Genomic DNA, 19,077 nt, shown 5'->3' on the forward strand with positions numbered 1-19,077 from the left:
AGTGGCAGCGACCAAAAGCCGGCTGCGGCTGGCCGGCGCGCTCGGTGCGTTCGTGCTCGCGGCGTTGGCCGCCAGGAAGTGGCAGTTGCGCTGGGGTGCCAACCCTCGCGAAGTCACCGCCACGCTGACGGGGGACGATCTCATCGCCGAGCCCGATCTCGTGGCGACCCGGGCCATCACGATCTCCGCACCCGCGTCGGAAGTGTGGCCGTGGCTCGCCCAGCTGGGCCAGGCGCGTGGCGGGTTCTACAGCTACGACGCCTGGGAAAATCTGGTGGGCTGCGATATCCACAGCGCCGACCGCGTCGTTCCGGAATGGCAGCACGTCGAGGTGGGCGACGAGGTGAAGCTCCACCCGGACGTCTCGATGGCCGTGGCCGGCGTCGACGAGGGCCGGGCCTTGGTGCTGCGCGGCGCTGTGCCGATGGGAAAGGCGGCCGCACCCTACGACTGCACCTGGGCTTTCGTCCTGCGTGATCGACCGGACGGGTCGACACGGCTGGTGATGCGCGAACGGTACGGCTACACGCGTCGCTGGGCGGGTTTGCTGATCGAGCCGGTCGAGGCGGTCAGCTTCGTGATGAGCCGGAAGATGCTCATGGGTGTCCGGGACCGCGCCGAAGCCGGAGGCGCTCCGGACGTGGCGGCGCAGCGAGACGAAACCACGACGGGAGGCCGGCATGCGGGCGCATGACGACGAGAGCTGGCGACGGAGCACCCTCATCACCCATCACGTGGATCACCCGCCCCAGGTCAAGGCTCTCGTCGACGAGCTGTACGAGACGCTGACCGCGCCTGGGCGTGGCGGATACGAGGCCATGATCACGGGGGAGTACGTCGAGCCCGGCGAACAGGTCATCTACGGCCCGTGCGGTGGCGGCGTCCTCGCCACGATCGCCATGCCCGAGCGCGGAGGAAGGACGTTGCGTTTGACTCGTCTGGTCTACGGCGGCTGCACCACCCACGAGATCCGGCAGGACCTGGTGGCTCGTGGCTTGGGTTCGCTGGCCATCACCTGGGTGTATCCACCGGACACGATGCTCGAAGAGGACCCCTCGTAACCGACGGAGCAGGTCACGCGTCCGCCGCCGTGGTCCCCGCCCGCGCGGACGCCACTGGCCAACCAGTGGGCGAAGCCGTCACGATTGCGGTCCTCGAGCTCGTCGAGGTATCCCTGCGCCGCGGCCCGACACCGTGCCGGGTGGCGTCGCAGCTGGCTTTGGAGGTCGAATCGGGTTCCAGTCGGTGCATGCGGCGGCCCCAGCTCGCGTGGGCGCGGTTCGGGTGGGGGCTGGCATTGGCGAGGCGGTAGCAGCGGCGGCGGACGTGGCTGGGTACCGCCGTGACCGCCGGTCTGGTCGGCGTGCTCCTGCTGGCATACGGCGCGATCGCCGTCTACGTCGACGCGGCAGGTGCTCTGGAAGTCGTCGCGTGGTCCTCGCGATCGGGGGCAGCCGTGGTGCGGCTCAGGTGCTCCAGGACTCTTCCGGAGAAGGCGATGGCCGGGATCCCCGGGGAGCCTGGTGCCGATTCTCGTCGCCGTACCGCACTCGTCGTCAGTCGCTGGCTCGATGCCTTAGGTCCCGCCGCACGAGGTCCCCTGGCACTGGCCGCCTCAGATGCGGACGGCGAGGGTGGACTGAACGAGCGGGGCGGCAAGCGCTGCCCGGACGGAGGCAGGTCGTGCGCTTGGGTGTGGCGGGTGCTCTGGTCGGTGGCGCGTACCGGCGCGGTGATGTCGAGGTGGACCGGGAAAGCGGTTTGGTGACCGCGGTCGGGGTGGCTGGTCCTGGCTCGGGGATCGCGGTGCCGGGCCTGGTCGATCTGCAGGTCAACGGGTTCGCCGGGGTCGACTTCCTGAGCGCCGACGTCGACGGCTACGCCCACGCGAGTGCGGCGCTGGCCCGCACGGGCGTGCTGGCCTACCAGCCCACGCTGATCACCAGCCGGCCCGAGCAGACGGTGACCGCCATCGAGACCGCCGCCAAAGCCCAGGCGGCGGAGGGAGCGCGGATCCTCGGCGTGCATCTGGAAGGACCGTTCCTCTCACCCGCACGGCCGGGGACCCATCCGGTCGAGTTGCTGCGGGCGCCGGACACCGGACTGATGGAGCGGTTGCTCGCGTCCGGGCCGGTCACCCAGGTGACCTTGGCGCCGGAACTGCCCGGCGCGCTGGACGTGGTCGGCGCGTGCGTCCGGGCCGGTGTGCTGGTGGCGTGCGGGCACAGCGACGCGACGGCGGCCGAGGCACACGTGGCGTTCGACCGCGGCGCGCGGTCGGTGACGCACCTGTTCGACGCGATGCGCCCGTTCACCCACCGCGACCCGGGGATCGCCGGTGCCGCGTTGACCCGGGACGATGTCTTCGTCGGGGTGATCGCCGATCCCAGCCATCTCTCGCCCGAGGCAGTCCGGTTGGCGTTCCAGGCCGCGCGTGGCCGGGTCGTGCTGGTCACCGACGCGCTGGCGGCCGGTGGCTGCCTGGACGGTCACTACCGGCTGGGCGATGTGGAGTTCGAGGTGTCGGGTGGTACGGCTCGGCGGGCCGACGGCACGTTGGTCGGCACCACGATCACGTTGCTGGACGCGGTCCGGGATGCCTGTGCGGCGGGGATCTCGCTGGAGGTCGCGGTCAACGCGGCGACCTGTACCCCGGCGGAGCTGTTCCCACGCGGTGGCATCGGCTTGCTGCGTCCGGGAAACCGCGCGGACGTCGTCGTGCTCGACGACTCGCTGACCCTACGCACAGTCTTGCGAAGCGCGAAAGAGCTGTGAATCGCCAGGCGTTCAGCGGGAGGGTGGTGGTGAACGTGCTGCCGCCACTGGGTCCGGAGGTCGCGGTGACCGTGCCGCCGTTGGCGGTGGCGAGCTCCCGGACCACTGGGCAGCTGCGCGGCCGGGCCAAGGTGTCGGCGGCGGGCGTCCGCGCAAGGTGGACAGCGACTGCACGGTGGCCGCGTTGCCCGCCCACGCCGACACCCACTTGCGCCAGCCGACCGACTCGACGCAACGGCGACCGCGGTCTGCCCGACGACCATGGCCTTGCACGGCGAACACCGGTAGAAGCCGCAACGTCCAGACCGTAGACCGGCGCCGCGGCCCCGAGTTCGGCCGCGACGCCGGTCTCCGCACATCGCCGCACCGGCGGCGACGTCACATCTGGAAGACGATGCGGGCCGGGACGCGCCCGGCGAGGACGTCGGCGATCGAGTCGTTGACTTCGTCGAGTTTGCGGTCCACGGCCACGACGCGGGTGCGACCGGCCGCGTGCAGGGCGAAGACGTCGGCGAGGTCGTTGCGCGTTCCGACGATCGAGCCGACGACGGACTTGCCGCCGAGGACGGTGTCGAAGATCGGCAAGGTCATGGTGCCGTCGGCGGGCAGGGCGACGCAGACGAGCCGCCCGCCCCGGCGAAGGGAGCGGAACGCTTGGTCGAACGACGCCGGTGAGGCGGCGAGGGCGACGGCGACGTCGGCGCCGCCCAGTGCCTGGATCGCGTCGGCCGGGTCACCGTCGGTGGCGTTCACTACGTGGTCGGCGCCGAGCTCGGTGGCCAGGGCGAGCTTGTCGGCTGTGACGTCGACGCCGATGGTGAAGCCGCCGGCGATCCGGGCGTACTGCAGGGCCAGGTGCCCGAGCCCGCCGATGCCGAACACGGCGACCGTCTCGGCGGGGGCGACGCCGGCGACCTTGATGGCCTTGTACGTGGTCACGCCCGCGCAGGTCAGCGGGGCCGCGTCCCGGGAGCTGACGCCCTCGGGCACGGGGGTGGCGAAGGCGGCGGAGATGGCGGCGAATTCGGCGAAGGCGCCGTTGACTGAGTAGCCGGAGTTCTGCTGGTGTTCGCAGAGGGTTTCGCGGCCGGAGTTGCAGTAGCGACATTCACCGCAGGCGTAGCCGAGCCAGGCGATCGCGACGCGCTGGCCGATGCTGCGGTTGCGCACCGCGGACCCGACCTCCTGGATCACGCCGATGCCTTCGTGCCCGGGAACGAACGGCGGGGTCGGCTTCACCGGCCAGTCACCGTGCGCCGCGTGGATGTCGGTGTGGCACAGGCCGCTGTGCTCGACCCGCACGAGAACCTCATCGGGGCCGATTTCGGGGATCGGCAGGTCTTGGATCTGCAGTGGCGACCCGAAGGCGGTGACGACAGCGGCTTTCATGGAATGCTCCGTTCTGAGGGGCGGATGATCAGCGGGGAGCTGGTGGCCTGGACGGTCCCGGACTCGTGCGCCGGCACCCGCGGTCATGCTGTCGATCACAGCAGTTGCTACGCGCGAGTCCTTAGATCCGAAAGTCCCTGACCCCGCTGACGAAGGCCCCACCTCTCGACATGCGGTTGGCAACGCCGAGCGGTCGTCTGTTTGCCAGACGTCGGCTGGCGATCCGGCGGTTCGTGCAAGGAGCGGAAGCAGATGATCGCCATCGCGCCGCGCGACGGCTCAGTGCACCCGCGGGTGGCCGTGGTCCGGCAGTTCCTCCTGGACGACATGGAAAGAACGTGCCCGGCCGGATTCCGCAGCTGGCTGCGGTGCGATGGCCGGCAGCGATCCTTACCGTTCCTCAACGGGGAACACGGCTTCGTCGAGCCGGCGGTGACTCCGGCCCACCACGCATCGGGCCCGAGTCACCGCGCGCCGTCCGGTCGACGACTACGCTCGGCGGCGAACGGCGCGAGCATGTCGTGCAGTTCGTCGGCCGACAGCGGGCCGTGCGGCCGTCGTCTCGGCGGCGCCGGTTCAGCCCGGTCCAGGCCGAGCATCGCCTTCAGTTCGGCCTCGTCGTGGCTGTCGTGGGCGTACCGCTGCACGACCCTGACGGCGCGGCTGCGCTCTTCCGACGTCGGTTCGGCGAGCATGGCGGGGCCCGCTCAGTCTTCCGGTTCGACGACGTCGAGCCGGTAGCCGGGCACGAGCCGCGCGTGGCCGGGGCTGAACTCGACCCAGACCGAGCCGGGACGCAGGTCGGGCGCGCGGTCGACCACGACGCCGGTCCCGCCGGTGAACCGGCCACTGTGGGCGCGCACCCGCAACCCGTTGGGGAATCCTCCGGCTCGGGCGGGTCCGGGGTTCCGATCGTGGTGGACGGTGCTCATGTCGGCCCCCTCTCCGGTGGGAGATGCCGGACGCTCTGTCGGCACTCACCAGGATTCCGCTCGGCGGGGGACGGAGGCAGAGGCGGAAGCCCGGTCCGCGGGTGCCGTTCCTCCCCTCCGGCCGGGCATTTGTGCCCACGAGCCGTTCCGGTTGGCATGGGGAGCGCGGGCCAGGTGATGCCCCTTGACCTGCAGCATTGTTTTCGGGTTCGTGAAGGCTAGTGCCCGGCGCCGCGCGGTGCCGGGGTGGTGCTGAACTGGCCCTGCCAGCTGGCCTGCGCGCCGGAGTCGCCGATGCGGTAGATGTCGTAGCCGGCAGCACCCGCGGCCGCGATCGCCAGCACCGAGAGCACGATGGTGACTGCGGTTGATGCCGGGGCCAGTAAGGTCCGGCGGCCGGTTCCGTTCGCTTGGATGCGCAAACCCTCCCGTCGGCGCCACCAGACGAGGAGCGCGAGCAGGGCCACCGGGATCGCGACCCACAGCGCGGTGTCGCCGAGTTCGGTGTGGGTCCGCACGAGCGGGGTCGAGGCGACGCGGCGTTCGAGCCATTCGCCGGCCTCCGTCGTGATCGGGACCAGAACCACGACGAGCACGGACAGGATCGCGTTCGGCCCGGCCAGCTTGTCCCGTGCGGCGGGCCACACCGCGCTGAGCACGAGCAGCAGCGCGGCGAGGGGGAGGAGGACAACGATCGCGTGCACGAGCAGCACGTGGGCGGGGAGGCCGTTGAGGGTGGTCATTTTGTCCTTTGCGGAGGGTTGAATCGCTGGGAAAGCGGCCGGTCGGTGAGACCGGAGCCGAGGCGCGGACCGCGCAGGCGGAGGCCGGCCCGCCGTGCCCGGGACCGGCGGGGCCTGGTGGTCACCGGTGGGCCTGGTCGATCGCCGACTGCAGGGACTGCTGGTAGCCCTCGGAGGTGTAGGTGGCGCCGCTGACGGTGTCGATCTGCGCGCTCTGGGCCTGCAGTGTCTCGTGGTTCAACGCCGGCACCGCCTCGGAGTTGATCCGGACGTCGCGGCCGCTTTCCTGCGGGTATTCGATCGCGTCCGCCTCGGTGATCTTGCCGCCCGAGACGGTGATCCGGACCTGGACCGGGCCGTAGCGGGTGTCGGCGGCGGCTCCGGTGAACGTTCCGTTCGCCGAGGCGGTGCCCGGGCTTGCCGTGGACGACGGCTGGGTGTCGGTGAGCGGCCGGCCGGTGGCGACCGGTGTCTGGTCGGTGCTGGTGCGGTAGCTGAACAGCAGCACGACGACGGACACGGTCGCGGCGATGGTGATGGCGATCCTGCGCATCGGAAGTCCTTTCCTACCAGGCGAACCGCTCGGCGTGGACGTGGTCGGCGGGGACACCGGCGCGGCGGGCGCTGTCGAGGACGGCGGCGGTCCAGGCGTAGTCGTCAGGCCCGGCGGTGAAGTCCGTGTAGCGGTGGTCGCCGAGGGAGCCGGTGGCGGCGAGTGCCCGGTCGGCGTCGGCGACGGGGAGGCGCACCGGCCGCCCGCCGAGCGGCCGGGTGGTGCCGTCCGGGGCGATCGCCTGCGCCACCATGGGCTGGGCCTCGTCGTGGTCGTCGTCATCGGGGCCGCGGGTGACCGGGCTCGGCGCGAGCACCTGCGTCGCGCCGGCCGCGACTTCCGCCGAGGTGGTGAGCAGCGACCGGTCCAGCTCCGCGTCGATCCGCTCCGAGGCGGCCTGGTAGCTCAGGACGCCGACGAGGATGGCCGCGGCCGCGCCGACGCCGGCGAAGCCGATCGCGAGCTTGCTGCGCAGGTTCATGCCGGCCGCACCGAGTAGCCGACGCCGCGCACGGTGTGGATCAGTTCGGTGGCGCCGGCCTGGTCGAGCTTGCGGCGCAGGTAGCCGATGTAGACGGCGAGGTTCTTGGAGTCGGAGCCGAACTCGTAGCCCCAGATGCGTTGGTAGATCGTGGTGCGGTCGAGGACGATCCCGGCGTTGCGGACGAGCAGCTCCAGCAGGTCGAATTCGGTTTTCGACAGGGTGATCTCGGTGCTCTGCCACCACGCCCGCCGGGCGGCCGGGTCGACGGCGAGCTCGCCGAGCCGCAGGGTGCGCCGTGCGTCCGGTTCGGGCGAGGTGCGGCGCAGCAGGGCGCGCAGCCGGGCGAGGAGCTCGTCGAGTTCGAACGGCTTGGGCAGGTAGTCGTCGGCCCCGGCGTCGAGGCCGGCCACGCGATCGGGCGTTTCGACGCGGGCGGTGAGCATGAGGATCGGGGTCCGGTCGCCTTCGGCGCGCAGGACCCGGCAGACGCCGAGGCCGTCGACGCCGGGCATCATCACGTCGAGGATCAGCACGTCGAAGGGGTCGCGCCGGGCGGTGGCGAGGGCGTCGACGCCGTCGGTCACCTCGGTGACGTGGTAGCCCTCGAGGTCGAGGGCGCGGACGAGCGACTCGCGGATGGCGCGGTCGTCGTCGGCGAGCAGGACGCGGTGTGGCATGGCCGCCATGATGCCCGCGCGCGTGTTTCGCGTCCTGCCGGGTTTTCGGGAAGCCAGCGGCCAGTTAGCGGGCGGTAAACCGCGGCCTCCGCGTCGTCATGGTGATCCCGATTCGGTCGCGTCGTCCGCATCCGGGCGCAGGGCGAGCCTGCGGCCTTCGATCCGGTCGATGCTGATCCGCAGCAGCCGGTCGCGCGGTGGGGGCGCCCACGAGCGCAGGCCGCCGCCCAGCTGGGCGGCCACGGTTTCGACGTCGGTGATGAGGGTGGCGACCCCGCTGGCGATCACACTCCACCCGGTGTGGCCGACCGGGTCGTAGGCGTCGGTTTCGAAGGCGACCGGCTGTCCGTCGAGCCGGTCGGCCCAGGAGTTCCGGCCCGCGCGCAGCCAGACCGCTTCGCCCGTCACGGTGAAGTTGACCGGCCGGATCGCCGGCCGCCCGTCGCGGACGAAGCCCAGCCGGCCGAGCGGGACGGAGGCGAGCAGCGCGCGGCAGCGGGCCGGGCCCAGCGGGGTCAGCTCAGGGACGCTCATCGGTCTCGGCGCGGTACTTGAGCTTGGCCAGCCGTGTCGCGGCGAAGATCGCCGCGACGGCGATCGCGCCCAGCGTTGCCACGAGGCGGTTGACGTCGACGGCCGGTTCCCAGCGGAGCTTGCCGTCCTTGATGACGTACGCCCCGACCGGTTTGGCCGACAGCCCGAAGCCGCCGCCTTCGCCGGAACGGCCTTTCTCGTCGCGGCTGTCGCCGCCACCTCCGCCTGTGCCGACGGCCGAGGCCACGATCACCGTGACGTCGTCGACCTGGTACGGCTCGCCGTAGACCATCTTGGTCTCCAGCCCATCTTTTGCCTTGGTGAGCAGTTCGTCGACCTTCATGGGGCCAAGTCTTACCGCCGCGGGTGCGCGAACAGCAGAGCCGATGGTCCCACCCGCTGGTGACCGAGGGCCCCAGCGCCGGTGGCGTTCGCCAGCGGTGGTGGCCACCGTGGCGCGATTTGCTGGGTGCACGAATTCAGCGACCCCGGAGGCTCCCATGTGTCGCCCGAACAACTTGCTCGAGTGCGCCGCCGGCGACATCGAAGAGCTCACGCACAAGCCGGTCGAGCTGAGGAGCTGACAATGCGGATTCTCGTCGTGTTCGAATCGATGTTCGGCGCCACCGAGCAGATCGCCCGTGCCGTCGGCAAGGGACTGGCCGCCGAGGTGATCAACGTCGACGACGCGCCGGCCGACCTCACCGGGGTCGACCTGCTCGTCGCCGGCGGGCCCACCCACGCGCACGGCATGAGCCGCGCGACGACGCGGAAATCGGCCGCGGATCAGGGCGACCAGCCGACCCGGTCGAAAACCGGGGTGCGTGAGTGGCTCGGCTCCCTCGGACCGGTCCCGCAGGGGCTCCCGGTCGCGGCCTTCGACACCCGGATCGACAAGTCACGTCTGCTCACCGGGGCCGCTTCGCTCGGAATCGCCAAGCTGCTGCGTCGTCGTGGGTGCCGAATGGCGGCCCCTGCCGAGAGCTTCTTCGTCGGCACGGACCCGGCCGACGTCGGCCTCGCTCCCAGGGAGCTGGAGCGCGCCGAGGCCTGGGGTACGGCGCTCGGCGCGGCAGCGCGGCGGCCCGTCTCCTGAGGCCGGGCCGTCTCGACGCGTGGTGAAGACAGGAAATGGAAGGCAGCGCAGTGAAGACCACCGCCCATCCCGAGGCGTTCCACGCCCGCCCGGCGACCGAGGTCGCCGAGGAACTCGGCGTCGACCCTCAGCGGGGGCTGAGCGCCGAAGAAGCCGAAGCTCGCCTTGAGCGCTCCGGCCCCAACGAGGTGCCCGCGCAAGCCGGGCCGGGGCCGGTGCTCCGGCTGCTGCGCCAGTTCCACGACCCCCTCATCTACGTCCTGCTGATGGCCGGTGCGGTGACCGGGTTGTTCGGCGGCTACGTCGACGCCGGGGTCATCGGCGCGGTCGTGGCGCTCAACGCGCTCGTCGGGTTCGTCCAGGAGTCGCGGGCGCAACGCGCTCTCGACGCACTGTCCAAGATGCTTCCGGCCGACGCGACCGTCCTCCGTGACGGCGTCACCCAGCGGATCCCCGCGGTGCGGCTCGTCCCGGGCGACGTAGTCGAGCTCGCGGCGGGGGACCGCGTCCCCGCTGACCTCCGCCTCGTCGAGGTTCGCCTGGCGGAGGTCGACGAATCGGCGTTGACCGGGGAGTCGGTGCCGGTCCGCAAGTCCGCCGACGCCGTCGGCGAAGAAGCCGTGGTCGCCGACCGGGCGGGATGCGCCTACTCCGGGACGCTCGTGACGCGCGGCTGGGCCCGGGCCGTGGTCACGGCCACCGGCGGCGGGACCGAGCTGGGCGGCATCCAGCACCTGGTGGCCACCGCGGAGGTCGTCGCCACCCCGCTCACACGCAAGCTCGCCCGGTTCTCCCGGCAGCTGAGCGTCGCGATCGTCGTGGTCGCAGCCGGGGCGTTCACGCTCGGAGTCTTCCGCGGTACGCCGGTGCCCGAGATGTTCACGGCGGTGGTCGCGCTGGCCGTCGGGGCGATTCCCGAGGGACTGCCGGCGGCGGTGGCGATCGTGCTGGCGATCGGGGTGGTCCGGATGTCGCGGCGCGGCGCGATCGTGCGGAACCTGCCCGCCGTCGAGACCCTCGGTGGCACGACGGTGATCTGCACCGACAAGACCGGCACGCTCACCCAGAACCGGATGAACGTGACGACGCTGGCCGTGGCCGGGCGGGTGGTTTCCCCGGCGGAGGCCCGTGAGTGCCTGGTCGCGGGCGTCCTGTGCAACGACGCGCAACCTGGGGAGGGCGACCCGACGGAAATCGCGCTGCTCGAATCGGCGCTTGCCGCCGGGCTGGATCCCGAGGCGATCCGGGCCGCGGCGCCGCGCACGGGGACGGTTCCCTTCGAGTCGGAAACCCGCATGATGACCACGGTGCACGGCGACGTCGGCTACCTCAAGGGCGCGGTCGAAGAGGTGGTGGCCCGGTGCGCGGACGAGCTCTTCCCCGGCGGCGTCCGTCCTCTCGACGCGGTCGCCTTGGACCGGCTGCAGCGGGAGCTGACCGGGCAAGGGCTGCGGGTGCTGGCTTTCGCCCGGTTCACGCCGGGCTCCGCGCCGACTTTGCTGGGCTTGCAGGCGATGCACGACCCGCCGCGGCCGGAGGCGGTCACCGCCGTCGCGGCGTGCCGGAGCGCGGGCATCGACGTCAAGATGATCACCGGCGACCACGCCGGGACCGCCCGCGCGATCGCCGCCGAAGTGGGACTGGTCGACGATGCGGCGTCCGCGCGGGTCCTCACCGGCGCCGAACTGACCGAGCTGCCCGAGGCGGGCTTCGACGAGACCGTGGTGGCCACGCAGGTGTTCGCCCGGGTGTCGCCGGGGCAGAAACTGCAGCTGGTGCAGGCGTTGCAACGCCGTGGGCACGTGGTCGCGATGACCGGCGACGGCGTCAACGACGCACCCGCGCTACGTCGCGCGGACATCGGTGTCGCGATGGGCCGCAACGGCACCGACGCCGCCCGGCAGGCCGCGGACATGGTCCTGACCGACGACGACTTCGCCTCGATCGAGTCGGCGGTGCGGGAGGGCCGGAGCGTCTTCGACAACCTGCGGAAGTTCATCGCCTGGACGCTGCCGGCCAACATCGGCGAGGGGATGGTCGTGCTGGTGGCGATCCTGCTCGGGGCGACGCTGCCGATCGTGCCGGTGCAGATCCTGTGGATCAACATGACGACGGCGGTGTTCTTGGGCCTGACGATGGCGTTCGAGCCCACCGAGGCCGGCATCATGGGGCGGCCGCCGCGCCCGCCTAAGCGTCCGCTCTTCACGGCGGCGTTGCTGCGCCGGGTCGTGCTCGTGTCGCTCCTGCTCGTGGTGGCGGCTTTCGCTGCCTACCAAGCGGAACTGGCCGCGGGGGTGTCACTCGCGGAGGCTCGTACGAGCGCGATCAACGTGTTCGTCGGGGTGCAGGCCGCGTACCTGCTCAGCTGCCGGTCGCTGGACCGGCCGGTGCTGCTGGCGTGGCCCGGCCGTAGCCGGATGTTCGCGCTCGGCCTCGGGCTCACGGCCGGGCTCCAGCTGCTGCTGACCTACGTCCCGGTAATGAACACGTGGTTCCACACCGCGCCGGTCGGCGCCGGCTCCTGGCTGTGGGTTCTCGGTGCCGCCGCCGTGGCCTTCCTAGTGGTGGAGGCGGACAAGCTGCTCTGGCACCGGCTGGCGGCGCGGCGGGAGGTCAGCGCAAGCCGGGAAGGCGGCGAACGGCGAGCGCGGTGACCGCTGACGTGGTGGCGATCCACCGTGCCGAACGGGGTAGATGGCGCCGCAGGACCAGCCACCGGGCGAAGCCGAACGAGCACACCAGGGCCAGGCCGAGGGTCGTCGCGGCCGGCCAGCTGGTTCGCGCCGATGGCCGTCATCCGTCAAGTAGACGTTCGCGCGGTCCCGGCCCGCGAAGCCGAACGCCCGCCGCGATGGGGACCTTCGACCGCGTCATCCCGCGACCGGCTCCCGGCGGAGGAAGAAGTAGGCGTAACGCTCGTCGAGTTCGTTGCGCGGCACGAGCTGGACGGCCTGGGGCGCGAACCCGCACCGCTGGGCGATCCGCCAGAACTCGTCGATCGGGTAGGTGGTCATTTCGGCCAGCCCGCGGCGGTAGGCGCGGCGGCGGGACCGCGTCCGCCACCGGCCGTCCGAATACTTGACCTGGATCAGGGCCAGCCCGCCCGGGGCCAGGACGTCGTGGGCGATGCGCAGCAAGCGTTCCCCGTATTCCGGGGTGGGGACGAGCTCGAAGACGTAGAAGGACAGGAAGACGTCGCACGGGCCGCCGATGCGCGGAACCGCGGATTCGGGGTCCGCCACGTCGATCGCGATCGATCGGACCGGGGTGTCGCACACCGCGCCGACCTGCTTCTCGCATTCGACGAGGGTCTCGGGGGAGATGTCGACGCCGACGAACTCGGTGGCACGCGGGGCGAAGTGGACGGCGTTGGCGCCGCCGCCGCATCCCCATTCGAGCACGCGCTGCCACGGCCGGTCGAAGCCGCACATGCGCGCACCGGCGTCGAACATCGCCAGGTGCTCGGTCCCCAACCGGTTCCACAGGTCGCTGTCGCCGAACACCGGAGCATCCCGCCAGTGGGAGTTGCCGCGCCACGTCGCGTCCGCGGGACGCTGCCAGTAATCCTGCGCGTCGGCGGCGATCCGCGCCTCGGACTGCCGGGCGCCGGCGGACACGAGCGCGCGCTGGAGCAGATTCTCGGCTCCGGAGGCGGCATGTCTCGCCCGGCGCACCGCATTCGGGAGGTGGGTGCGCGCGAGGGTCACGGGTGTGCTGGGCATGCTGACCTCTTGGTGGTGGCGATGTCAGCGAGCGCGCTGGCGGGCGTCGAACGTGGACGCAGCCTAGGCACGATCGGTGGCGGGAGAGCAGGGCCGTTCGGCCCGGATTCCTGTGAACGTTCAGAGCCAATCGCGCCGTTTGAACAGGACGTACAGGGTCGCCGAGATGACCAGGATGGCCGCCGTCGACACCCACACCCCGGATGCCTGGGCGAAACCGGGGTAGGGGATGTTCTGGCCGTAGAAGCCGGTGATCGCGGTGGGCACGGCGATGATCGCGGCCCAGCTGGTCACCTTCTTCATGATCGTGTTCAGCCGGTTGCCCTGGATGCTCAGCTGTGTTTCGCGGATCGTCGCGAGCAGGTCGCGCAGCGACTCTGTCCACTCCGTCACGCGCAGGACGTGGTCGTAGACGTCCTGGAAGTAGGGCAGCAGGGTGTCGTCGACGGTGTGGATTTCGCGGCGCATCAGCGAGCTGACGATCTCCCGCATCGGCAGCGCCAGGTGCCGCAGCCGGCTGAGGCTCTTGCGCAGCCGCAAAGAGCGGCGCTGCAGGTCCGTCGCGTCGGCTTGGTCGGCGAAAACCAGGTCCTCGAGTTCCTCGACCTGTTCGTCGAGGATCTGGAGGGCGTCGAAGTGCCCGTCGACGAGCAGGTCGAGCAGGCCGTGCAGCAGGAACCCGGTGCCGGTCTTGGCCAAGTCGGGGGTGCTGTCCCAGCGTTCGGTGAGGGCGTCGATGTCCGCGGTGTTGTTGCGGTGCAGGGTGACCAGCACGCGATCGGTGACGAACGCGTCGAGCTCTGACGCCGCGAGCACACCGTCGCCCGGCTCGAACCGGACGGCGTAGGCCGCGAGGAACGAGTGGTGGTCGTAGTGGACCAGCTTCGGCCGCTGGTGGTCCTCGTCGAGGACCGAAGCGACGGCGAGAGGATGCAGCCCGAGTTCCGCGGTGAGCGCGGCCAGGTCCGCCGCGGTGGGCGCGTCGAGGTCCAGCCAGAGCGTCACGGCCGGGTCGGCGAGGTGCCGGGTCGCTTCCGCCACGGAAAGGTTCTCCCGCTCCAGGACACCACTGCGGTACAGGCGGCTCCGGCTCCCGGACATCAGCGGTCGGCCGCGGTGGCCAGGCTGGCGCGGCACGCGCGGACCAGCTGGCGGGTCGCGCGGGTGGCCGGGGCCTCGCCGCAGGACGGGCAGTGCACCGCGACGTCGCCGGCCAGCTGGTCGATCGCGACGTTCAGCGCGCATTCGCACTTCCGGCACCAGCGCGTGCCGGTGACGATGACGATGTGCAGCGGCGAGGCGACGCAGTCGTGCAGCCAGCGCCGATGCGTCCGGCAGGTGACGCGCTCCAGCGGGTCCAGACCGTCCTCTTCGGACCGGTCCTCGGTCGTCAGCGTCAGCGCCAGGCGGTGGTCGGAGACGTCGGCGTAGCGGGGAGCCACGAAGTCGGCCGGCTGCAGCGCCAGTCGGTCCCGGCGGTTGCGGCGGGTGGTCTCGGACGTCGGCTCGGCAGTCGTCGGCGGGGCGAATCCGCGGGGAGAGCGTTGGCTTTCCATGATGTGCCTCACTTTCGTCTGCACTCAGACTCCGCCGTGCAGAGCCGGGCGACGAGGGCCGGACCGCCCCGGTTCGCGGGGCCCGGAGGCCCCGGATCCGGAGAGGACAAGGCCCGTCGCAGCGAGGACTTTCGGCCGCCTCAGGCGCCGCGGACCAGGTGGACCGGGCAGGCCGCGTTGTGCAGCAGGGCCTGACCGGTGGACCCCAAAAGCAGCCCGGGGAACCCACCGCGGCCCCGGGTACCGAGTACGACCAGCTGAGCGGTCGTGCTGCGCTCGATCAGCTCGCGGCGCGCGTGCGACTGGACCACGACCTCTTCGACCGTCACGCCTTCGGTGTCAAGGTCGCGGAGCCGGTCGGCCGGCAGCCGGTGCCCGGCATCGGCGAGCGCCGCGCGGTCCGGTTCGCGGGCTTGCGGTTCGTCCGCCGCCGCGTGGATCACGACCAGCGGAGCGTGGCGCGCGCGGGCCTCGGCGAGCGCGGTCGCGAGGATCCGTGCGCTGGCTTCGCCACCGTCGACCCCGGCGACCACCGGCCGCTCCGCCGCGCCCGGCTCGTCCCAGGTGTCGCCCCGGACGACAACGGTGTCGCAGGCGGCGTGCGCGCCTGCGGCCGAGGCGACCGAGCCGGCCAGGAGGCCGGTCAGCTTGCCGTGCCCGCTCGACCCGACCACGAGCAGCGACGCCGTCCGGGACGCCTTGTGCCGCGGCGGGTTCCGCCGCGGCACAAGGTATCGGCGGCCGCGGACACGCAACACTTCCTTCATCTCCCCGGGTGGCGGTATGACACCGCCGGCGAGCAACGCGGGAAAGTCGAGGGCGTACACGATTTCCAGCGGCGCGCCGTGCAGGTGGGCGGTGCGCGCGGCCCAGCGGACGGCGTCGAGCGACTCGACGGATCCGTCCACTCCGGTGACGATCGGCGGAGTGGCTGCTGCGGCGCTCATGGGCGGCTCCTGACCCGGTTGTGTATCCCGACCGTAGGCTCGCCGCACGGCCGGGCGCCGCAGCCGGAAGTCACCGGCCGGAAGGACTTCCGGCCGCAGCCGGGCGGCTCAGCCCGCCTGTTCGCCGACCGGGGTCAGCTCGTCGCGCAGCACGGTCTGCACCACGTCACCGTCGATCGTCTCCCGTTCCTGCAGCCGTGCAGCCAGGGAGTCGAGGGCCCGGCGGTGCCGGTCAGCAGCGTGGTCGCGCGGCCCTCAGCGGCGGAGCCAGCCGCCGCGGGACCGCCGGGGCGGCTCCGGTTTCGGCGTGGGCGGCGGTCCGGACCGGGCGGTTCGGGACAGGACGCGGGGCTCCCAGCGGGTCGGGGTGATCGATTCACGACCTTCTTCCCGGCCGGCCGGGAAGAAGGGGCGAACGTCCCCGGTCACGAGGACCACGGCAACTCGCGGCACACCCGCGGGACGGCCATCCTGGCGGGGACGCCGTGACCGCGAGGAGGCCTGCCGTGACGAACCTGCCGACGACGATGACCGCGTGGCGGGTCACCCGGCCCGGACCGATGGCCTCGGGTCCCCTGGACCGGTCGACGGTGCCGGTGCCCCACCCTGCAGCCGGCGAACTGCTGGTGCGGGTCGTCGTGTGCGGGGTGTGCCGGACGGACTTGCACGTCGCGGAAGGTGATCTGCCGGTTCACCGGCCTGGCGTCACCCCGGGGCACGAGGTCGTCGGCGAGGTGGTCGCCCTCGGCGACGGGGTCACCGACTTCGGAGCCGGGGACCGCGTCGGCGTCGCCTGGCTGCGGGGGACTTGCGGGCGCTGCCGGTATTGCCTGCGCGGCCGGGAGAACCTCTGTCCGGAGTCCCGCTACACGGGCTGGGACGCCGATGGTGGGTACGCGGAGTTCGCGGTGGTCCCGGCGGCGTACGCGCTGCCGTTGCCCGGCGGCTACTCCGACGACGAGCTCGCGCCGCTGTTGTGCGCCGGGCTGATCGGGTACCACGCCCTGGCGCGGGCGGACGTGCCAGAGGGAGGGCGGCTGGGGATCTACGGCTTCGGCGGCAGCGCCCACCTGACCGCGCAGGTGGCCATCGCCCGCGGCGCCACCGTCCACGTGATGACCCGGAGTGCCGAGGCCCGCAAGCTCGCGCTGGAGCTGGGCGCCGTCTCAGCCGGGGACGCCGCCGCGCCACCGCCGGAGCCCCTGGATTCGGCGATCCTTTTCGCGCCGGCCGGTGAGCTGGTCCTGCCTGCGCTTGAAGCACTGGACCGCGGCGGCACGCTGGCGATCGCGGGCATCCACCTGTCCGACGTCCCGCCGCTGAACTACCAGCAGCACCTGTTCCAGGAACGTCAGGTGCGCAGTGTCACGGCGAACACCCGGGCCGACGCGCGGGAGTTCCTGACCTTCGCCGGAACCCACCACCTGAGCGTCAGCACGGTGCCGTACGCCCTGGCCGAGGCGGACCAGGCGCTCGAGGACCTGGCGGCGGACCGGGTGAACGGCGCGGCCGTGCTGCGGGTGAGCTGAAACCAGCCGGACGGTCATGGCCGCCCGGCCGGGGTCCGCAGGTGCCGGACGGTCGAGACCAGCCACAGTGCCGCGATCAGCCCGACCAGCAGGGCGAGCGTGACGCCGTCGCCGGTCACGAGCGTGAAGACGGCGAACAGCAGCGCGGCCGTGCCGAGCGGGGCGCTGAGCCACTTCGCCGCGCCGGTCCACACCCACGAGCCGAGCACGCAGGCGGCCAGGCCCAGGACCAGTGCGGTGACGGCCATCGCACGAGCCCCGTGCACCCACAGGGCGTTCGCATCGGCCAGGTAATCGACGTAGAGGGCGATGGTGAACAGGACCGGTACGGTCGCCACCGCGTCTCGCCATTCGCGTTGCACCACGGGAACCTCCTTCCGTTCACGATGCGACCGTGGCCTGGTCGCCGGGAGCTGTCGAAAGTCCCCGGACGCGGGGACGAACGACCGCATCCGCCGGGCACAGGCGCGTCCTACCGTCGGTTCGGAAGCCCCGGAACCGGAGGAAACACGTCATGAGCGCAACCGGAAACCCGCCGATCGTCGTCGCCGTGGACGGTTCGGAGACCGCCGCGGCGGCCGCATTGTGGGCGGCTGGGGAAGCAGCCTGCCGGCACGCGTCCCTGCTCATCTACACCGCCTACGGCTACGAAGACGCCGCGTTCGGCGGCAAGATGTACCCGCCGTCCGACTGGCTCGCCATCAAGGAAGCCGAAGCGGACCGGCTGCTGCGGCAGACCCGGGCCACGCTCGAGGCCGCCGTGCCGGGGTTGGCGATCGCGACCGAGGCGAGTGACCGCGGCCCGGTTCCGGGCCTGCTCGAAGTCTCGGAGCGAGCCCGGATCCTCGTCACCGGCGAGCCGGTCGGGGCGATCGCGGGCCTGTTCAGCGGCTCGCCCGACGTCGACCTCGCCGCCAGGGCGCATTGCCCGGTAGTCACGGTGCGAGGCTCGGAGAAGGCCGACGGCCCGGTGGTCGTGGGCGCCGACGGCAGCCCGCTGAGCGAAGCGGCGATCGCCTGGGCTTTCGAGGAGGCTTCGATCCGCAATGCCCCGCTCGTTGCGCTGTACACCTGGCACGACGGCGACACCGCCGGCCTGTTCAGCGACGGCAACGTCGCCTTCCAGGGCGAATCCCTTCAGGACTCCGGCCGGCGACTGCTCGCGCAGCGGCTGGCGGGCTGGCAAGAGAAGTACCCGGACGTCCAGGTCGAGCGCCGCGTCGAGCACGACAAGTCCCGCGCTCGTCTCCTCGACTGGAGCCGGGACGCACAGCTGGTCGTCGTCGGCAGCCGGGGCCGCGGTGGCTTCACCGGGCTGGTGCTCGGCTCGACGAGCCAGGCCCTGCTCCACCACGCGGCTTGCCCCGTGATGGTCGTCCGTACCGAAAAGGAGATGTGAAGATGAACGTCGGCAGGGTTTCCGCGGTGATGACCGCCGATCCGATCACTGTTTCCGCGCAGACGCCCTTCAAGGACATCGCCCAGCTGCTCACCGGCAATGGGATCAGCGCCGTCGGGGTGGTCGACAAGACCGGCGCCTTGGTCGGTGTCGTTTCGGAGGCGGACCTCCTGCCGCACTTGTGGGAGGACCGCAAACCCCGGTGGCGCGACCGCCGGCTGGCCCGCAAGGCCACGGCGTGCGTCGCGAAGGACCTGATGACCAGCCCCGCCGTCACGATCGACGCCGAGGCGACGCTCGCCGCGGCCGCCGCGCAGTTCGCGCGCACCGGCGTGCGCCGGTTGTTCGTGCTGCGCAACGGAAAGGTGGCGGGCGTGCTGGCACGCCGTGACCTGGTGGCGGTCTTCACCCGCGGCGACGGCGACCTCGAGCGCGAGGTCAGCGAACGGGTGCTGCGGGATCAGCTCGGTCTCGGGCCGGACCGGGTCCGCATCGAGGTGCGGGCCGGGATCGTCACGGTCGTCGGCCGGGTGGAGCGCCGCAGCGACATCGACCCGGTGACCCGGCTGATCGAGGAGCTGTCCGGGGTGGTCGAGGTGCGCAACCGCCTGGACTACGTCTGGAACGACGTGGCTTGAACCGCCTAGGAGGAGGGCCGCCGTCCTACGAGGACGGCGGCCCTCCTCGTAGGCAACGTGTTCAGTGCTCGTCGCGCGGCGGGTTCGGATCATGTCCCTTCGG

General features: G+C 71.8%; 22 protein-coding genes. 8 read left to right on the forward strand and 14 right to left on the reverse strand.

The genetic code is table 11. The features are described 5' to 3' along the window. Nucleotide 1: 1 nt before the first annotated feature. The 3 genes from AA23TX_RS32635 (at nt 2) to nagA (ending at nt 2,775) form a co-directional block, all read left to right on the forward strand. The gene (locus AA23TX_RS32635) at nt 2-694 is read left to right on the forward strand and encodes an SRPBCC family protein (protein WP_196425626.1); all 693 of its coding nucleotides are present in this window, start codon (nt 2-4) and stop codon (nt 692-694) included. Continuing rightward, the gene (locus AA23TX_RS32640) at nt 681-1,061 is read left to right on the forward strand and encodes a hypothetical protein (RefSeq protein ID WP_155546578.1); all 381 of its coding nucleotides are present in this window, start codon (nt 681-683) and stop codon (nt 1,059-1,061) included. The genes AA23TX_RS32635 and AA23TX_RS32640 overlap by 14 nt, the downstream gene beginning before the upstream one ends. 622 nt (nt 1,062-1,683) lie before the next feature. Then, nucleotides 1,684-2,775, forward strand: a complete 1,092-nt coding sequence (gene nagA / locus AA23TX_RS49735; RefSeq protein WP_196425627.1) for an N-acetylglucosamine-6-phosphate deacetylase — start codon at nt 1,684-1,686, stop codon at nt 2,773-2,775. A gap of 378 nt (nt 2,776-3,153) precedes the next feature. Here nagA and AA23TX_RS32650 read toward each other — a convergent pair whose 3' ends face one another. The 9 genes from AA23TX_RS32650 to AA23TX_RS32690 all read right to left on the reverse strand — a co-directional run bounded on the left by AA23TX_RS32650 (nt 3,154) and on the right by AA23TX_RS32690 (nt 8,430). Continuing rightward, nucleotides 3,154-4,164 carry a zinc-dependent alcohol dehydrogenase gene (locus tag AA23TX_RS32650; protein WP_155546580.1) on the reverse strand — a complete coding sequence of 337 codons (1,011 nt, stop codon included), beginning with the start codon at nt 4,162-4,164 and terminating at the stop codon, nt 3,154-3,156. Nucleotides 4,165-4,628: 464 nt separating this feature from the next. Then, a complete protein-coding gene (locus AA23TX_RS32655) occupies nt 4,629-4,859 on the reverse strand; it encodes a hypothetical protein (protein WP_155546581.1) in 231 nt (76 codons plus the stop codon). A gap of 12 nt (nt 4,860-4,871) precedes the next feature. Continuing rightward, entirely contained in the window at nt 4,872-5,096 is a 225-nt protein-coding gene (locus AA23TX_RS32660; protein ID WP_155546582.1) for a hypothetical protein, read from the reverse strand. Nucleotides 5,097-5,314: 218 nt separating this feature from the next. Further along, a complete protein-coding gene (locus AA23TX_RS32665) occupies nt 5,315-5,839 on the reverse strand; it encodes a DUF2231 domain-containing protein (protein ID WP_155546583.1) in 525 nt (174 codons plus the stop codon). A gap of 121 nt (nt 5,840-5,960) precedes the next feature. After that, nucleotides 5,961-6,392, reverse strand: a complete 432-nt coding sequence (locus AA23TX_RS32670; protein WP_155546584.1) for an FMN-binding protein — start codon at nt 6,390-6,392, stop codon at nt 5,961-5,963. Between the two features lie 13 nt (nt 6,393-6,405). Continuing rightward, nucleotides 6,406-6,873, reverse strand: coding sequence for a hypothetical protein (locus AA23TX_RS32675; protein WP_230862824.1), 468 nt, complete (start codon nt 6,871-6,873; stop codon nt 6,406-6,408). Further along, nucleotides 6,870-7,562 (reverse strand): response regulator transcription factor, encoded by a 693-nt coding sequence (locus AA23TX_RS32680; protein WP_155542768.1) that lies wholly within the window; start codon nt 7,560-7,562, stop codon nt 6,870-6,872. Before AA23TX_RS32680 ends, AA23TX_RS32675 begins: the two co-directional genes overlap by 4 nt. An 87-nt stretch (nt 7,563-7,649) precedes the next feature. After that, on the reverse strand, nt 7,650-8,087 hold the full coding sequence (locus AA23TX_RS32685; RefSeq protein WP_155546585.1) for a pyridoxamine 5'-phosphate oxidase family protein: 438 nt from the start codon (nt 8,085-8,087) through the stop codon (nt 7,650-7,652). Further along, nucleotides 8,074-8,430: a spore germination protein GerW family protein gene (locus tag AA23TX_RS32690; protein ID WP_155546586.1), complete on the reverse strand. Its 357-nt coding sequence runs from the start codon at nt 8,428-8,430 to the stop codon at nt 8,074-8,076. Before AA23TX_RS32690 ends, AA23TX_RS32685 begins: the two co-directional genes overlap by 14 nt. Nucleotides 8,431-8,673: 243 nt before the next feature. Here AA23TX_RS32690 and AA23TX_RS32695 point away from each other — a divergent pair, with 243 nt between their 5' ends. Both AA23TX_RS32695 and AA23TX_RS32700 read left to right on the forward strand, forming a co-directional pair. Continuing rightward, on the forward strand, nt 8,674-9,183 hold the full coding sequence (locus AA23TX_RS32695) for a flavodoxin family protein (RefSeq protein ID WP_155546587.1): 510 nt from the start codon (nt 8,674-8,676) through the stop codon (nt 9,181-9,183). Nucleotides 9,184-9,218: 35 nt separating this feature from the next. Continuing rightward, nucleotides 9,219-11,837 (forward strand): cation-translocating P-type ATPase, encoded by a 2,619-nt coding sequence (locus tag AA23TX_RS32700; protein WP_230862825.1) that lies wholly within the window; start codon nt 9,219-9,221, stop codon nt 11,835-11,837. A 216-nt stretch (nt 11,838-12,053) separates the two neighbouring features. Here the strand turns inward: AA23TX_RS32700 and AA23TX_RS32705 are convergent, their stop codons facing one another. The 4 genes from AA23TX_RS32705 to AA23TX_RS32720 form a co-directional block, all read right to left on the reverse strand. Beyond that, nucleotides 12,054-12,905 (reverse strand): class I SAM-dependent methyltransferase, encoded by an 852-nt coding sequence (locus AA23TX_RS32705; protein WP_155546588.1) that lies wholly within the window; start codon nt 12,903-12,905, stop codon nt 12,054-12,056. A 120-nt stretch (nt 12,906-13,025) separates the two neighbouring features. Beyond that, nucleotides 13,026-14,006 (reverse strand): magnesium transporter CorA family protein, encoded by a 981-nt coding sequence (locus AA23TX_RS32710; RefSeq protein WP_196425628.1) that lies wholly within the window; start codon nt 14,004-14,006, stop codon nt 13,026-13,028. Next, complete coding sequence (locus AA23TX_RS32715) at nt 14,006-14,461, reverse strand: hypothetical protein (RefSeq protein WP_230862826.1); 456 nt, start codon at nt 14,459-14,461, stop codon at nt 14,006-14,008. The genes AA23TX_RS32710 and AA23TX_RS32715 overlap by 1 nt, the downstream gene beginning before the upstream one ends. Before the next feature lie 140 nt (nt 14,462-14,601). Beyond that, nucleotides 14,602-15,408, reverse strand: a complete 807-nt coding sequence (locus AA23TX_RS32720; protein WP_155546590.1) for a universal stress protein — start codon at nt 15,406-15,408, stop codon at nt 14,602-14,604. Nucleotides 15,409-15,935: 527 nt separating this feature from the next. Between AA23TX_RS32720 and AA23TX_RS32725 the strand changes: the two genes are divergently transcribed. Beyond that, on the forward strand, nt 15,936-16,937 hold the full coding sequence (locus AA23TX_RS32725; protein WP_155547456.1) for a zinc-binding alcohol dehydrogenase family protein: 1,002 nt from the start codon (nt 15,936-15,938) through the stop codon (nt 16,935-16,937). Between the two features lie 14 nt (nt 16,938-16,951). Here AA23TX_RS32725 and AA23TX_RS32730 read toward each other — a convergent pair whose 3' ends face one another. Beyond that, on the reverse strand, nt 16,952-17,302 hold the full coding sequence (locus tag AA23TX_RS32730; RefSeq protein ID WP_230862827.1) for a hypothetical protein: 351 nt from the start codon (nt 17,300-17,302) through the stop codon (nt 16,952-16,954). A gap of 149 nt (nt 17,303-17,451) precedes the next feature. Here AA23TX_RS32730 and AA23TX_RS32735 point away from each other — a divergent pair, with 149 nt between their 5' ends. After that, nucleotides 17,452-18,336, forward strand: a complete 885-nt coding sequence (locus AA23TX_RS32735) for a universal stress protein (protein WP_155546591.1) — start codon at nt 17,452-17,454, stop codon at nt 18,334-18,336. A gap of 2 nt (nt 18,337-18,338) precedes the next feature. Next, entirely contained in the window at nt 18,339-18,974 is a 636-nt protein-coding gene (locus AA23TX_RS32740; RefSeq protein WP_155546592.1) for a CBS domain-containing protein, read from the forward strand. The last annotated feature ends 103 nt before the right edge of the window (nt 18,975-19,077 follow it).

This window comes from Amycolatopsis camponoti (assembly GCF_902497555.1).
Classification (GTDB): domain Bacteria; phylum Actinomycetota; class Actinomycetes; order Mycobacteriales; family Pseudonocardiaceae; genus Amycolatopsis; species Amycolatopsis camponoti.